Below are 15,119 nucleotides of genomic sequence, written 5' to 3'. Positions count from 1 at the left end.
ACCGGAATAATGACACGGAGTAGAAAGGAAACGCATGAAAGCAGCGCGCCCCGGTAAGTTGAGACGCCAGGAAGATCAGGCCAGCTTTGTCAGCTGGCGTTTTGCGTTGCTGTGCGGCTGCATTTTGCTGGCGATGGTCGGCCTGATGCTGCGCGTCGCGTACCTGCAGGTCATCAACCCCGATCGTCTGGTGAAAGAAGGCGACATGCGTTCGCTGCGCGTGCAGGAAGTGCCGACCGCGCGCGGCATGATCAGCGATCGCGCCGGCCGGCCGTTGGCGGTCAGCGTGCCGGTCAATGCGGTGTGGGCGGATCCGAAAGAGCTGAACGAGCGCGGCGGCATCACGCTGGACAGCCGTTGGAAAGCGCTTTCCGATGCGCTGAACATCCCGCTGGACCAACTCTCAAACCGCATCAACGCCAACCCGAAAGGGCGCTTCGTTTATCTGGCGCGCCAGGTGAACCCGGCGATCGGCGACTACATCCACAAACTCAAGCTGCCGGGGATCTACCTGCGGCAGGAGTCGCGCCGTTACTATCCGGCGGGGCAGGTGACGTCACACATTATCGGCGTGACCAATATCGACGGGCAAGGCATCGAAGGCGTCGAGAAGAGCTTCGACCGCTGGCTGACCGGGCAACCGGGCGAGAGAACGGTGCGTAAGGACCGCTTCGGCCGGGTGATCGAAGATATTTCCTCCGTCGACAGCCAGGCGGCGCACAACCTGGTGCTGAGCGTCGATGAACGCCTGCAGGCGCTGGTGTATCGCGAGCTGAACAACGCGGTGGCGTTCAACAAGGCCGAGTCGGGCACTGCGGTGCTGATCGACGTGAACACCGGCGAAGTGCTGGCGATGGCCAACAGCCCGTCTTACAACCCGAACAACATGGCCGGTACGCCGAAAGAGACCATGCGTAACCGTGCTATCACCGATATTTTTGAACCCGGTTCAACCGTGAAGCCGATGGTGGTGATGACCGCGCTGCAAAACGGCGTGGTGAGAGAAAACAGCGTGCTGAACACCATCCCGTACCGCATTCAGGGCCACGAGATCAAAGACGTGGCGCGGTACTCGGAGCTGTCATTGACCGGGATCTTGCAGAAGTCGAGTAACGTCGGTGTTTCAAAGCTGGCGTTAGCGATGCCGTCCTCAGCGTTAGTAGATACTTACTCTCGTTTTGGGCTGGGAAAAGCGACCAATTTGGGGCTGGTCGGAGAAAGCAGTGGCATATACCCAAAAAAACAACGGTGGTCTGACATAGAGAGGGCCACCTTCTCTTTCGGCTACGGGCTGATGGTAACTCCGTTACAGTTGGCGCGAGTCTATGCAACGATCGGCAGCCTGGGCGTATATCGCCCATTGTCGATCACCAAGGTTGACCCTCCGGTCGCCGGCGAGCGCGTTTTCCCTGAACCTCTGGTGCGCACCGTGGTGCACATGATGGAAAGCGTGGCCCTGCCGGGCGGCGGCGGCGTGAAAGCCGCCATCAAGGGATACCGTATCGCCATCAAAACCGGTACCGCGAAAAAAGTGGGCCCGGACGGCAAATACGTCAACCGATACATCGCTTATACCGCCGGCGTCGCGCCGGCAAGTAACCCCCGTTTTGCCCTGGTGGTCGTCATCAACGACCCGCAGGGTGGGAAATACTATGGTGGCGCAATCTCCGCGCCGGTGTTCGGCGCCATCATGGGCGGCGTATTGCGCACCATGAACGTCGAGCCTGACGCGTTGCCTACCGGTGACAAAAGCGAATTAGTGATTAACAAGAAAGAGGGTTCAGGTGGCAGATCGTAATTTGCGCGACTTACTCGCCCCGTGGGTGCCGACGGCACCCGGGCGCGCGCTGCGGGAAATGACATTAGACAGCCGTGTGGCGGCTGCCGGGGATCTGTTTGTCGCCGTTGTCGGCCATCAAACGGATGGACGCCGCTATATTCCGCAGGCCATCGCGCAGGGCGTCGCCGCCGTGATCGCCGAAGCTGACGGTCAGGCCGAAGACGGCGCCATCGTTGAAATGCACGGCGTGCCGGTGATCTACCTGAGCCAACTGAACCAGCGCCTTTCCGCGCTGGCGGGGCGTTTTTACCACCAGCCGGGCGAGCGTCTGCGTCTGGTCGGCGTGACCGGCACCAACGGCAAAACCACCACTACGCAGCTGCTGGCGCAGTGGAGCCAACGGCTGGGCGAAACCAGCGCGGTGATGGGCACCGTCGGCAACGGCCTGCTGGGCCAGGTGTGCCCGACCGAGAATACCACCGGTTCTGCGGTGGATGTTCAACACGTATTAAACGAGCTGGCGGAACAGGGCGCGACCTTCGCCGCCATGGAAGTTTCTTCGCACGGTCTGGTGCAACACCGGGTGGCGGCGCTGCCGTTCGCCGCGGCGGTCTTCACCAACCTGAGCCGCGATCACCTGGATTACCACGGTGATATGGCCAATTACGAGGTGGCCAAATGGTCGCTGTTCGCCGCCCACAGCGTGGGGCAGGCGATCATCAACGCCGACGATGAAGTCGGTCAGCGCTGGCTGAGCAAGCTGCCGGATGCGGTGGCGGTGACGATGCAGGGCAACCTGCAGCCGGGCGGCCACGGCCGCTGGCTGAAAACCACGGCGGTCGACTATCACGACAACGGCGCCACCGTTCGCTTCAGCTCCAGCTGGGGCGACGGCGAGATCGAAAGCCGCCTGATGGGCGCGTTCAACGTCAGCAACCTGCTGTTGGCCTTGGCGACGCTGCTGTCGCTGGGCTATCCGCTGGAGGCGCTGGTGGAAACCGGCAGCCGTCTGCAGCCGGTCTGCGGCCGCATGGAAGTGTTTAACGCGCCGGGCAAACCGACGGTAGTGGTGGATTACGCCCACACGCCGGATGCGCTGGAGAAAGCGCTGGAAGCCGCGCGCCTGCACTGCCAGGGGCAGCTGTGGTGCGTGTTCGGCTGCGGCGGCGATCGCGACAAGGGCAAGCGTCCGCTGATGGGCGGCATCGCCGAACAGTTCGCCGATCGCGTGGTGATCACCGATGACAACCCGCGTACCGAAGAGCCGCGCGCGATTATCAACGACATCCTGACCGGATTGCTGGACGCCGGGCAGGCGCTGGTGATCCACGGCCGCGCCGAAGCGGTAACCAGCGCCATCATGCAGGCGCAGGAACAGGATGTGGTGTTGGTGGCGGGCAAAGGCCACGAAGATTACCAATTGGTAGGCAACCGCCGCCTGGATTACTCCGACCGCACGACGGTCGCCCGACTGCTGGGGGTGCTGGCATGATCCCTGTCTCTCTTCAGACACTGGCTGAGGTATTGAGCGCTGAGCTGATTGGCGCCGATTGCCAAATTGTCGAGGTGACGACAGACACCCGCAAGGTGACCGCCGGTTGCCTGTTTGTGGCGCTGAAAGGCGAGCGTTTCGACGCTCACGACTTCGCGGCGGATGCCGTAGCCGCAGGCGCCGGGGCGCTGCTGGTCAGTAAGCGCTTATTGGTGGACGTGCCGCAGCTGGTGGTGCAAGACACCCGTCTGGCGCTGGGGCAGCTTGGCGCCTGGGTGCGTCAGCAGGTGCCGGCGCGCGTGGTGGCGCTGACCGGCTCCTCGGGCAAGACATCGGTGAAAGAAATGACCGCCGCCATTCTGCGCGAATGCGGCGAAGTGCTGTATACCGCCGGCAACTTCAATAACGACATCGGCGTGCCGCTGACGTTGCTGCGTCTGGAACCGCAGCATGATTTTGCCGTGATTGAGCTGGGCGCTAACCACATTGGCGAAATTGCTTACACCACCGCATTGACGCGGCCGCAGACCGCTTTGGTGAACAACCTGGCGGCGGCTCACCTGGAAGGCTTTGGCTCGCTGGCCGGCGTCGCCCAGGCGAAAGGTGAAATCTTTACCGGCCTGCCGGCCGACGGCGTGGCGATCATCAACGCCGATAACAACGACTGGCCGCACTGGCAGAACATGCTGGGCGGCAAAACCGTCTGGCGCTTCTCGCCGCAGGCCGCCGCAGGCGTGGACTTCTTCGCGGACGACGTGCGGGTAAACGGCGCGGGCACGCAGTTCACGCTGCACAGCCCGTTCGGCACCGCCGAGATCGCGCTGCCGCTGCCGGGGCGCCACAACGTGGCCAATGCGCTGGCGGCGACGGCGCTGGCGATGTCGGTGGGCGCCACCCTCGAAGCGGTGCGTCAGGGGCTGAAACAGCTGCAGGCGGTGCCGGGGCGTCTGTTCCCGGTGGCGCTGGCCGAAGGCAAGCTGCTGCTGGACGACAGCTATAACGCCAACGTCGGGTCGATGACCGCGGCGGCGCAGGTGCTGGCAGAGATGCCGGGCTACCGCGTGATGGTGGTCGGCGATATGGCCGAGCTGGGTGCGGAAGCGGAAGAGTGTCACCGTCAGGTGGGCGAAGCCGCCCGTCTGGCCGGGGTCGACAAAGTGATCAGCGTCGGCGGTTTGAGCCGCGTGCTGAGCGAAGCCTCCGGCAACGGCGAACATTATCAGGACAAGACTGCAGTGATCGCGCGCGTGGCGGAATTACTGTCGGAACATGCGGTCATTACCGTGTTAATCAAAGGTTCACGTAGTGCCGCAATGGAGCAGGTAGTACGCGCGTTACAGGAGAAAGCACCATGTTAGTTTGGCTGGCCGAGCATTTGGTCAAGTATTACTCAGGCTTCAACGTCTTTTCTTATCTGACGTTCCGAGCCATTGTCAGCCTGCTGACCGCGCTGTTCCTGTCGCTGTGGATGGGCCCGCGGGTGATCAAGCGTCTGCAAGAAATGTCCTTCGGCCAGGTGGTGCGCAACGACGGCCCCGAGTCGCACTTCAGCAAGCGCGGCACGCCGACCATGGGCGGCATCATGATCCTGACCTCCATCACCATTTCGGTGCTGATGTGGGCTTACCCGTCCAACCCGTATGTCTGGTGCGTGCTGTTCGTGCTGGTGGGGTACGGCATCGTCGGTTTCGTCGACGACTACCGCAAGGTGGTGCGTAAGGACACCAAAGGGCTGATCGCCCGCTGGAAGTATTTCTGGCAGTCGGTGATTGCGCTGATTGTCGCATTCGCCATGTACGCCGTAGGAAAAGACACGCCAGCCACCGAGCTGGTTGTGCCGTTCTTTAAGGACGTGATGCCGCAGCTGGGCCTGCTGTATATCCTGCTGGCCTATTTCGTCATCGTCGGCACCAGCAACGCGGTCAACCTGACCGATGGCCTGGACGGCCTGGCGATCATGCCGACGGTATTCGTGGCGGCCGGCTTCGCGCTGGTGGCCTGGGCGACCGGTAACATGAACTTCGCCAACTACCTGCATATTCCGTATCTGCGTCATGCCGGTGAGCTGGTGATCGTGTGTACCGCCATCGTCGGCGCCGGCCTCGGGTTCCTGTGGTTCAACACTTACCCGGCCCAGGTGTTTATGGGCGACGTCGGTTCGTTGGCGCTGGGCGGCGCGCTGGGCACCATCGCGGTGCTGCTGCGTCAGGAGTTCTTGCTGGTGATCATGGGCGGCGTGTTCGTGGTGGAGACGCTGTCGGTGATCCTGCAGGTGGGATCGTTCAAGCTGCGCGGGCAACGCATTTTCCGCATGGCGCCGATTCACCACCACTATGAATTGAAAGGCTGGCCGGAGCCGCGCGTTATCGTGCGCTTCTGGATCATTTCGCTGATGCTGGTGCTGATTGGCCTGGCAACGCTGAAGGTGCGTTAATCATGGCAGACTATCAGGGTAGAAAAGTCGTCATCATCGGGTTGGGCCTCACCGGCCTGTCCTGTGTCGATTTCTTCATGGCGCGCGGCGTGACGCCGCGCGTGATGGATACCCGTATCGCGCCGCCAGGGTTGGACAAACTGCCTGAAAGCGTGGAGCGCCATCTGGGCGATCTGAATCAGGACTGGCTGCTGGCGGCGGATCTGATCGTCGCCAGCCCGGGCGTCGCGCTGGCGACCCCGGCATTGAGCGCCGCAGCGGACGCCGGCGTGGAAATCGTCGGCGACGTCGAACTGTTCTGCCGTGAAGCGCAGGCGCCGATCGTGGCGATCACCGGCTCTAACGGTAAAAGCACCGTTACCACCCTGGTGGGCGAGATGGCGAAAGCCGCCGGTTGGGCGGTGGGCGTGGGCGGCAATATCGGCCTGCCGGCGCTGAGCCTGCTGCGCCAGGAATGCCAGCTTTACGTGCTGGAGTTGTCCAGCTTCCAGTTGGAAACGACGTATAGCCTGCGAGCGGCGGCGGCGACCATCCTGAACGTGACCGAAGATCATATGGATCGCTATCCGTTCGGCCTGCAGCAGTATCGCGGCGCCAAGCTGCGCGTGTATGAAAACGCCGCGGTGTGCGTGGTGAACGCCGACGACGCGCTGACCATGCCGGTGCGCGGCGCCGACGCGCGCTGCGTCAGCTTCGGCGCCGACGTGGGCGACTATCACCTGAACCGTCAGCAGGGGGAAACCTGGCTGCGGGTGCGCGGTGAGAAGGTGCTGAATACGCGCGAGATGAAGCTGACCGGCCGCCACAATTACACCAACGCCCTGGCGGCGCTGGCGTTGGCGGATGCGGTCAATATTCCGCGCGCGTCCAGCCTGAAGGCGCTGACCACCTTCACCGGCCTGGCGCACCGCTTCCAGCTGGCCTGGGAGAACAACGGCGTGCGTTGGATCAACGATTCCAAAGCCACCAACGTCGGCAGCACCGAAGCGGCGCTGAACGGCCTGCAGGTAGACGGCACGCTGCATCTGCTGCTGGGCGGCGACGGCAAGTCCGCCGATTTCTCGCCGCTGGCGCGCTATCTGCAGGGCGACAACGTGCGTCTGTACTGCTTTGGCCGCGATGGCGCCCAGCTGGCACAGCTGCGGCCGGAGGTGGCGACGCTGACCGAGACCATGGAGCAGGCGATGCGCACCATCGCCGGCCGCGTACAGCCCGGCGACATGGTATTGCTGTCGCCGGCCTGCGCCAGTCTCGATCAGTTCCGTAATTTTGAAGTGCGCGGCGATGAGTTCGCCCGCCTGGCGCAGGAGCTTGGCGGATGAAACTACGCTTGCCGAACTTCGGGCTGACAGAACGGATGAAAGACTGGGTGACCGGCGCGCGCGACAACGATGCGGTCAACATGGTGCTGTACGATCGCACCCTGCTGTGGCTGACCTTCGGGTTGGCGATCATCGGCTTCGTGATGGTGACCTCGGCGTCGATGCCGATCGGCCAACGCCTGGCAGACGATCCGTTCCTGTTCGCCAAACGTGACGCGCTGTACCTCGGCCTGGCGTTCGGTCTGTCGCTGGTGACGCTGCGTATCCCGATGGAAGTTTGGCAGCGTTACAGCAACGTGATGCTGCTGATGTCGATCGTGATGCTGCTGATCGTGCTGGTGGTGGGGAGCTCGGTAAACGGGGCCTCGCGCTGGATCGCGCTCGGCCCGCTGCGTATTCAGCCGGCGGAGCTGTCCAAGCTGTCGCTGTTCTGCTACCTGGCGAGCTATCTGGTGCGCAAGGTGGAAGAGGTGCGCAGCAACTTCTGGGGCTTCTGCAAGCCGATGGGCGTGATGGTGGTGCTGGCGGTGCTGCTGCTGGCGCAGCCGGACCTCGGTACCGTGGTGGTGCTGTTCATCACCACGCTGGCGATGCTGTTCCTGGCCGGCGCGAAAATGTGGCAATTCCTGGCGATCATCGGCTCCGGCGTGTTCGCCGTGGTGCTGCTGATCATCGCGGAACCGTACCGTATGCGCCGCGTGACCTCGTTCTGGAACCCGTGGGCCGATCCGTTCGGCAGCGGCTACCAGCTGACCCAGTCGCTGATGGCGTTTGGCCGCGGCGAGTTCTGGGGGCAGGGGCTCGGCAACTCGGTGCAGAAACTCGAGTATTTGCCGGAAGCGCACACCGACTTCATCTTCTCCATTTTGGGTGAAGAACTGGGCTATATCGGTGTGGTTTTAGCCCTGTTAATGGTATTCTTCGTCGCTTTTCGCGCGATGTCCATCGGGCGCCGCGCGCTGGAGATCGACCAACGCTTCTCCGGCTTCCTGGCCTGCGCGATCGGCGTATGGTTCAGCTTCCAGGCGCTGGTTAACGTCGGCGCCGCGGCGGGCATGCTGCCGACCAAAGGTCTGACGCTGCCGCTGATCAGTTACGGCGGTTCAAGCTTGCTGATTATGTCGACGGCCATCGTGCTGTTGCTGCGAATTGATTATGAAACGCGCCTGACCAAGGCTCAGGCGTTTGTGAAGAGGTAAGGGATGAGCGGGAAACCTAAGCGTTTAATGGTGATGGCAGGCGGTACCGGCGGGCACGTGTTCCCGGGGCTGGCGGTCGCGCATCATCTGATGGCGCAGGGCTGGCAGGTGCGCTGGCTCGGAACCGCAGACCGAATGGAAGCCGATCTGGTGCCGAAGCACGGGATCGAGATTGATTTTATCCGCATCTCCGGCCTGCGCGGCAAAGGCCTGAAGGCCCAGCTGACTGCGCCGCTGCGGATCTGGCAGGCGGTGCGCCAGGCGAAAGCCATCATGCGCAGCTATCAGCCGGATGTGGTGCTGGGGATGGGCGGTTACGTTTCCGGCCCCGGCGGCCTGGCGGCCTGGCAGTGCGGCATCCCGGTGGTGCTGCACGAGCAGAACGGCATCGCCGGCTTGACCAACCGCTGGCTGGCGCGCATCGCCGCCAAAGTGATGCAGGCCTTCCCCGGTGCGTTCCCGAACGCCGAGGTGGTGGGCAACCCGGTGCGCACCGACGTGTTGGCGCTGCCGTTGCCGGCGGAGCGGTTGCAGGGGCGCGAAGGCCCGATCCGCGTGCTGGTGATTGGCGGAAGTCAGGGCGCGCGCGTGCTGAATCAGACAGTTCCTGAAGTCGCGGCGCGTTTGGGCGATAGAATTACGCTCTGGCATCAGGTTGGCAAGGGCGCGCTGGAAACGGTGCTGCGCGACTACGAAAGGGTAGGGCAGACGCAGCACAAGGTGACCGAGTTCATCGACGACATGGCCGCCGCCTACGCCTGGGCCGACGTGGTGGTCTGCCGCTCCGGCGCGTTGACCGTCAGCGAAATCGCGGCGGCGGGGCTGCCGGCGATCTTCGTGCCGTTCATGCATAAGGATCGTCAGCAGTACTGGAACGCGCGCCCGCTGGAAGAAGCCGGCGCGGCGAAGATTATCGAACAGCCGCAGTTCAACGCCGATGTGGTGGCCGAACTGCTGGCGAGCTGGGATCGCAAGACGCTGCTGGCCATGGCCGAGAAAGCGCGCGCGGTCGCCATTCCGGACGCTACCGAGCGCGTGGCGGCGGAGCTGGTGCGGCTCGCCAAGTAACGAGTGCAGGGGTTCGGTGTGCCGAACCTGAATAAAAGCAATGTGATGTAGGGCCGGGGTACCGGATCCGGATTAGAGAGAGTGATGAATACACAACAACTGGCGAAACTACGTACTATCGTGCCCGAGATGCGTCGCGTCCGGCACATTCACTTTGTCGGCATCGGTGGTGCCGGCATGGGTGGTATCGCCGAAGTGTTGGCAAACGAAGGGTATCAGATCAGCGGCTCCGACCTGGCGCCGAATCCGGTCACCCAACAGTTGAGCGCGCTCGGGGCGACGATTTACTTCAATCACCGTCCGGAAAACGTGCTGGATGCGAGCGTGGTGGTGGTGTCTACCGCCATCTCCGCCGACAACCCGGAGATCGTCGCCGCCCGTGAAGCGCGCATCCCGGTGATCCGCCGCGCAGAGATGCTGGCGGAGCTGATGCGTTTTCGCCACGGCATCGCTATCGCCGGCACGCACGGCAAAACCACCACCACGGCGATGGTTTCGAGCATTTACGCCGAAGCCCGCCTGGACCCGACCTTTGTCAACGGCGGGCTGGTGAAGGCGGCGGGCACCCATGCGCGACTGGGGTCCAGCCGTTATCTGATCGCGGAAGCGGATGAGAGCGATGCGTCGTTCCTGCATCTGCAGCCGATGGTGGCCGTGGTCACCAACATCGAAGCCGACCACATGGACACCTACCAAGGCGACTTTGAGAACCTGAAGCAGACGTTTATCAATTTCTTGCACAACCTGCCGTTCTACGGCCGCGCGGTGATGTGCATCGACGATCCGGTAGTGCGCGAGCTGTTGCCGCGCGTGGGTCGCCACATCACCACCTATGGCTTCAGTGAAGATGCCGATGTGCGCATCGAAGACTACCGGCAGATTGGGCCGCAGGGGCACTTTACCCTGAGCCGTCAGGACAAGCCGTTGCTGACGGTGACGCTGAACGCGCCGGGCCGCCACAATGCGTTGAACGCGGCGGCGGCGGTAGCGGTAGCGACCGAAGAAGGCATCGACGACGAAGATATCCTGCGCGCGCTGGCGGGCTTCCAGGGCACCGGGCGCCGCTTCGATTTCCTCGGCGAGTTCCCGCTGGAGCCGGTCAACGGCAAAGCGGGCAGCGCGATGCTGGTGGACGACTACGGCCACCATCCGACCGAAGTGGACGCCACGCTGAAAGCGGCGCGCGCCGGCTGGCCGGACAAGCGTCTGGTGATGATCTTCCAGCCGCATCGTTATACGCGCACCCGCGATCTGTACGACGATTTCGCCAACGTGCTGTCGCAGGTGGATGTGCTGCTGATGCTCGACGTGTACGCCGCCGGCGAAGCGCCGATCCCGGGCGCGGACAGCCGTTCGCTGTGCCGCACCATCCGCAGCCGCGGCAAGCTGGATCCGATCCTGGTTTCCGATGCCGATACCGTGCCGGAAACCCTGGCGCAGCTGCTGCAGGATGAAGACCTGGTGCTGGTGCAAGGCGCCGGCAACGTGGGCAAAATCGCCCGTAAACTGGCCGAGCTGAAGCTGCAGCCGCCGAAGAAAGAGGAGGAGCACCATGGCTGATAAAGTTGCAGTTCTGCTGGGCGGCACCTCCGCTGAACGTGAAGTCTCCCTGCAATCCGGCGCCGCGGTGCTGGCCGGGTTGCGCGAAGCCGGTATCGATGCGCACGGCGTCGATACCCGCGATTTCCCGGTGACCCAGTTGAAAGAGCAGGGGTTCACCAAGGTGTTTATCGCGCTGCACGGGCGCGGCGGCGAGGACGGCACCCTGCAGGGGCTGCTGGAGTTCCTCGAACTGCCTTATACCGGCAGCGGCGTGATGGCCTCGGCGCTGACCATGGACAAATGGCGCACCAAGATGGTGTGGCAGTCGATGGGCTTGCCGGTGGCGCCTTACGTGGCGCTGAATCGCCAGCTGTATCTCGGCGCTGAAAAAGCAGCGCTGCTGGCGCGCGTGGCGGATCTCGGCCTGCCGTTGATCGTCAAGCCGAGCCGCGAAGGCTCCAGCGTCGGCATGAGCAAGGTCACCGAGAGCGCCGCGTTGGAAGCCGCGCTGGAAGAGGCCTTCCGTCATGACGACGATGTGCTGGTGGAGAAATGGCTGAGCGGCCCGGAATATACCGTAGCGATGCTGGGCGACCAGGTGCTGCCGTCGATCCGCATCCAGCCGGCCGGCGTGTTTTACGACTATCAGGCCAAGTACATTTCGGACGACACGCAGTACTTCTGCCCGAGCGGTTTGAGCGCCGAGCAGGAAGCCGAGATGGCGGCGTTGGCGCTGCGCGCCTACCGCGGTCTGGACTGCAGCGGCTGGGGCCGCGTCGACGTGATGCAAGACAGCGATGGCAGCTTCTATCTGCTTGAGGTGAACACCTCTCCGGGCATGACCAGTCATAGCTTGGTGCCGATGGCGGCGCGCCAGTTTGGATTAAGCTTCTCGCAGTTGGTGGCGAGAATTTTGGAGTTGGCCGACTGATATGTCGCAAGCTGCCCTGAATGCGCGCGATCGCGAGGTGGATAACGGCCCGCGCCGCAGCAATGGAACCCAGTTGGCGGGAATGATTTTCCTGCTGATGGTGTTGGGAACGGTCGTGTGGAGCGGTTGGGCGGTGCTTGGCTGGATGAAAGACGCCAGTCGCCTGCCGCTCTCAAGGCTGGTGGTGACCGGCGAACGCCACTACACCACCAACGATGATATTCGTCAGGCGATCCTGGCGCTGGGCGCGCCCGGCACCTTTATGACGCAGGATGTGGACGTCATCCAGCAGCAGATCGAACGTCTGCCGTGGATCAAGCAGGCCAGCGTGCGCAAACAATGGCCGGATGAGCTGAAGATCCATCTGGTGGAGTACGTCCCGGTGGCGCGCTGGAACGATTTGCACATGGTGGACGCCGAAGGTAAAGCGTTCAGCGTGCCGGCGGAGCGGGCGGGCAAGCAGAAGCTGCCGCTGCTCTACGGGCCGGAAGGGAGCGAGCAGGATGTGCTGGAAGGCTATCGGGCGATGAGCGCTTCGTTGGCGGCCAGCAAATATACGCTGAAAATGGCGGCGATGACCGCGCGCCATTCCTGGCAGCTGGCGCTGGACAACGATGTCCGGCTTGAGCTGGGGCGCGATGATCGCAACGGGCGTTTGCAGCGGTTTATCGAGCTTTACCCGGTATTGCAGCAGCAGGGCCAGGCGGAGAGCAAGCGTGTCAGCTATGTCGATCTGCGCTACGAGTCCGGCGCTTCGGTAGGGTGGGCTCCGGTGTTGGTCGATCCGCAGGCGCTTGGCGGTCAGCAAAACAGTAATCAGCAACAGAATCAGGCACAGGCAAAACAACAATGATCAAGTCGACGGACAGAAAACTGGTAGTTGGACTGGAGATCGGTACTGCAAAAGTCTCCGCGTTGGTAGGGGAAGTTCTGCCCGATGGCATGGTCAACATTATCGGGGTGGGCAGCTGCCCGTCTCGCGGCATGGATAAGGGTGGCGTAAACGACCTGGAGTCGGTGGTGAAGTGCGTACAGCGCGCCATCGATCAGGCAGAGCTGATGGCGGACTGCCAGATTTCCTCGGTGTATCTGGCGCTGTCGGGCAAACACATCAGCTGCCAGAACGAAATCGGCATGGTGCCGATTTCGGAAGAGGAAGTGACGCAGGATGACGTGGAGAACGTGGTGCACACCGCCAAATCGGTGCGCGTGCGCGACGAACACCGCATCCTGCACGTGATTCCTCAGGAATACGCCATCGATTATCAGGAAGGCATCAAAAACCCGGTTGGGCTGTCCGGCGTGCGCATGCAGGCCAAGGTGCATCTGATTACCTGCCATAACGATATGGCGAAGAACATCGTCAAGGCCGTGGAACGTTGCGGCCTGAAAGTTGACCAACTTATTTTCGCCGGTCTGGCCGCGAGCTACGCGGTGCTGACCGAAGATGAACGCGAACTCGGCGTTTGCGTGGTGGATATCGGCGGCGGCACCATGGATATGGCGGTGTACACCGGCGGTGCGCTGCGCCACACCAAAGTGATCCCTTATGCCGGGAACGTGGTCACCAGCGATATCGCCTACGCCTTCGGCACGCCGCCGACCGACGCGGAAGCGATTAAAGTTCGACACGGCTGTGCGCTTGGGTCGATTGTTAGCAAGGATGAGAATGTAGAGGTGCCTAGCGTCGGGGGACGTCCTCCGCGCAGTCTGCAAAGACAGACGCTGGCTGAAGTCATTGAGCCACGCTACACCGAACTGTTGAATCTGGTTAACGATGAAATTTTGCAATTGCAGGAGCAACTGCGTCAGCAAGGGGTGAAGCATCATCTGGCGGCAGGTATCGTGCTGACCGGTGGCGCCGCCCAGATTGATGGCCTGGCAGCCTGTGCGCAACGGGTGTTCCACACTCAGGTACGCATCGGCCAACCCTTGAACATCACGGGTCTGACGGATTATGCGCAGGAGCCTTACTACTCGACGGCGGTAGGTCTGCTGCACTATGGAAAAGAGTCTCACCTGAGCGGTGAGACGGAAGTAGAAAAACGCGCCTCGGTGGGCAATTGGTTTAAACGCATCAATAGCTGGCTGAGAAAAGAGTTTTAATGTTTCAACAAAGAGATCATGCTGAGTAATCTTTTTATGATCTCGCAGCGACAGGCACAAAACGGAGAGAAACTATGTTTGAACCAATGGAACTAACCAATGACGCGGTGATTAAAGTCATCGGCGTCGGCGGCGGCGGTGGCAACGCCGTTGAACACATGGTGCGCGAGCGCATCGAAGGTGTTGAATTCTTCGCTGTGAACACGGACGCCCAGGCGCTCCGCAAAACGGCGGTTGGCCAAACCATCCAGATCGGTAGCGGTATTACCAAAGGTCTGGGTGCGGGCGCGAACCCGGAAGTGGGTCGCAATTCAGCGGAAGAAGACCGCGAAGCCCTGCGCGCAGCGCTGGACGGCGCAGACATGGTCTTCATCGCGGCCGGCATGGGCGGCGGTACCGGTACCGGTGCGGCGCCAGTGGTGGCTGAAGTGGCTAAAGATTTGGGTATTCTGACCGTGGCCGTGGTGACCAAGCCTTTCAACTTCGAAGGCAAGAAGCGCATGGCATTCGCGGAGCAGGGTATCGCTGAGCTGTCCAAACACGTGGACTCACTGATCACCATCCCGAACGACAAATTGCTGAAAGTTCTGGGGCGCGGCATCTCTCTGCTGGACGCGTTCGGCGCGGCCAACGACGTGCTGAAAGGCGCGGTGCAGGGTATCGCCGAGCTGATCACCCGTCCGGGCCTGATGAACGTCGACTTCGCCGACGTGCGCACCGTGATGTCCGAAATGGGCTACGCGATGATGGGTTCCGGCGTGGCTTGCGGTGAAGACCGTGCCGAAGAAGCGGCCGAAATGGCGATCTCCAGCCCACTGCTGGAAGACATCGACCTGTCCGGTGCGCGCGGCGTGCTGGTCAACATTACCGCCGGCTTCGACCTGCGTCTGGATGAGTTCGAAACCGTGGGTAACACCATCCGTGCATTCGCTTCCGACAACGCGACCGTGGTTATCGGTACCTCGCTGGATCCGGAAATGAACGACGAACTGCGCGTTACCGTGGTTGCAACCGGTATCGGTATGGACAAGCGTCCTGAAATCACCCTGGTGACCAATAAGCAGGCCAGCCAGCCGGTGATGGATCACCGCTATCAGCAGCACGGCATGTCGCCTCTGCCGCAGGAAGTGAAACCTGCCGCCAAGGTGGTCAACGACCAAGCTGCGCAACCGAATAAAGAGCCCGACTATCTTGATATTCCAGCCTTCCTGCGTAAACAGGCAGACTAAGAATATCCTGAGAATT

Annotated in this window: 12 protein-coding genes; all 12 read left to right on the top strand. The window is 62.2% G+C overall.

What is annotated here, in order from left to right:
• The first annotated feature begins 34 nt into the window (after window positions 1-34).
• Window positions 35-1,798, top strand: a complete 1,764-nt coding sequence (locus ACJ8MK_RS11910; protein WP_004932790.1) for a peptidoglycan glycosyltransferase FtsI — start codon at window positions 35-37, stop codon at window positions 1,796-1,798.
• The gene (gene murE, locus ACJ8MK_RS11905) at window positions 1,785-3,272 is read left to right on the top strand and encodes a UDP-N-acetylmuramoyl-L-alanyl-D-glutamate--2,6-diaminopimelate ligase (protein ID WP_442517765.1); all 1,488 of its coding nucleotides are present in this window, start codon (window positions 1,785-1,787) and stop codon (window positions 3,270-3,272) included. The genes ACJ8MK_RS11910 and murE overlap by 14 nt, the downstream gene beginning before the upstream one ends.
• Window positions 3,269-4,630: a UDP-N-acetylmuramoyl-tripeptide--D-alanyl-D-alanine ligase gene (gene murF, locus ACJ8MK_RS11900; RefSeq protein ID WP_033652913.1), complete on the top strand. Its 1,362-nt coding sequence runs from the start codon at window positions 3,269-3,271 to the stop codon at window positions 4,628-4,630. Before murE ends, murF begins: the two co-directional genes overlap by 4 nt.
• Entirely contained in the window at window positions 4,624-5,706 is a 1,083-nt protein-coding gene (gene mraY, locus ACJ8MK_RS11895; protein WP_004932782.1) for a phospho-N-acetylmuramoyl-pentapeptide-transferase, read from the top strand. The genes murF and mraY overlap by 7 nt, the downstream gene beginning before the upstream one ends.
• A gap of 2 nt (window positions 5,707-5,708) precedes the next feature.
• A complete protein-coding gene (murD, locus tag ACJ8MK_RS11890; RefSeq protein ID WP_033652914.1) occupies window positions 5,709-7,028 on the top strand; it encodes a UDP-N-acetylmuramoyl-L-alanine--D-glutamate ligase in 1,320 nt (439 codons plus the stop codon).
• A complete protein-coding gene (gene ftsW, locus ACJ8MK_RS11885) occupies window positions 7,025-8,227 on the top strand; it encodes a cell division protein FtsW (RefSeq protein ID WP_004932776.1) in 1,203 nt (400 codons plus the stop codon). Before murD ends, ftsW begins: the two co-directional genes overlap by 4 nt.
• A gap of 3 nt (window positions 8,228-8,230) precedes the next feature.
• Window positions 8,231-9,295 (top strand): undecaprenyldiphospho-muramoylpentapeptide beta-N-acetylglucosaminyltransferase, encoded by a 1,065-nt coding sequence (gene murG / locus ACJ8MK_RS11880; RefSeq protein ID WP_004932773.1) that lies wholly within the window; start codon window positions 8,231-8,233, stop codon window positions 9,293-9,295.
• An 84-nt stretch (window positions 9,296-9,379) separates the two neighbouring features.
• Window positions 9,380-10,855 carry a UDP-N-acetylmuramate--L-alanine ligase gene (gene murC / locus ACJ8MK_RS11875; protein ID WP_025301571.1) on the top strand — a complete coding sequence of 492 codons (1,476 nt, stop codon included), beginning with the start codon at window positions 9,380-9,382 and terminating at the stop codon, window positions 10,853-10,855.
• Window positions 10,848-11,768 carry a D-alanine--D-alanine ligase gene (locus ACJ8MK_RS11870; protein ID WP_342124775.1) on the top strand — a complete coding sequence of 307 codons (921 nt, stop codon included), beginning with the start codon at window positions 10,848-10,850 and terminating at the stop codon, window positions 11,766-11,768. The genes murC and ACJ8MK_RS11870 overlap by 8 nt, the downstream gene beginning before the upstream one ends.
• A 1-nt stretch (window position 11,769) precedes the next feature.
• The gene (ftsQ, locus tag ACJ8MK_RS11865; protein ID WP_033637108.1) at window positions 11,770-12,621 is read left to right on the top strand and encodes a cell division protein FtsQ; all 852 of its coding nucleotides are present in this window, start codon (window positions 11,770-11,772) and stop codon (window positions 12,619-12,621) included.
• Complete coding sequence (gene ftsA, locus ACJ8MK_RS11860; protein ID WP_004932758.1) at window positions 12,618-13,874, top strand: cell division protein FtsA; 1,257 nt, start codon at window positions 12,618-12,620, stop codon at window positions 13,872-13,874. Before ftsQ ends, ftsA begins: the two co-directional genes overlap by 4 nt.
• 74 nt (window positions 13,875-13,948) lie before the next feature.
• Complete coding sequence (gene ftsZ, locus ACJ8MK_RS11855) at window positions 13,949-15,103, top strand: cell division protein FtsZ (protein ID WP_004932757.1); 1,155 nt, start codon at window positions 13,949-13,951, stop codon at window positions 15,101-15,103.
• The last annotated feature ends 16 nt before the right edge of the window (window positions 15,104-15,119 follow it).

Origin of the sequence: Serratia sp. CY38905, from assembly GCF_052168875.1 — a bacterium.
In the GTDB taxonomy this organism is placed as follows: domain Bacteria; phylum Pseudomonadota; class Gammaproteobacteria; order Enterobacterales; family Enterobacteriaceae; genus Serratia; species Serratia sarumanii.
The sequence above is the reverse complement of the archived record's forward strand: the minus strand, read 5'-3'. Positions and strand labels throughout refer to the sequence as shown.

What these genes read in the sequence shown, in the direction of transcription:
- ACJ8MK_RS11910 (WP_004932790.1), top strand. Translation starts at nt 35, where the DNA reads ATGAAAGCAGCGCGCCCCGGTAAGTTGAGACGCCAGGAAGATCAGGCC.
- murF (WP_033652913.1), top strand. Translation starts at nt 3,269, where the DNA reads ATGATCCCTGTCTCTCTTCAGACACTGGCTGAGGTATTGAGCGCTGAG.
- mraY (WP_004932782.1), top strand. Translation starts at nt 4,624, where the DNA reads ATGTTAGTTTGGCTGGCCGAGCATTTGGTCAAGTATTACTCAGGCTTC.
- murD (WP_033652914.1), top strand. Translation starts at nt 5,709, where the DNA reads ATGGCAGACTATCAGGGTAGAAAAGTCGTCATCATCGGGTTGGGCCTC.
- ftsW (WP_004932776.1), top strand. Translation starts at nt 7,025, where the DNA reads ATGAAACTACGCTTGCCGAACTTCGGGCTGACAGAACGGATGAAAGAC.
- murG (WP_004932773.1), top strand. Translation starts at nt 8,231, where the DNA reads ATGAGCGGGAAACCTAAGCGTTTAATGGTGATGGCAGGCGGTACCGGC.
- murC (WP_025301571.1), top strand. Translation starts at nt 9,380, where the DNA reads ATGAATACACAACAACTGGCGAAACTACGTACTATCGTGCCCGAGATG.
- ACJ8MK_RS11870 (WP_342124775.1), top strand. Translation starts at nt 10,848, where the DNA reads ATGGCTGATAAAGTTGCAGTTCTGCTGGGCGGCACCTCCGCTGAACGT.
- ftsQ (WP_033637108.1), top strand. Translation starts at nt 11,770, where the DNA reads ATGTCGCAAGCTGCCCTGAATGCGCGCGATCGCGAGGTGGATAACGGC.
- ftsA (WP_004932758.1), top strand. Translation starts at nt 12,618, where the DNA reads ATGATCAAGTCGACGGACAGAAAACTGGTAGTTGGACTGGAGATCGGT.
- ftsZ (WP_004932757.1), top strand. Translation starts at nt 13,949, where the DNA reads ATGTTTGAACCAATGGAACTAACCAATGACGCGGTGATTAAAGTCATC.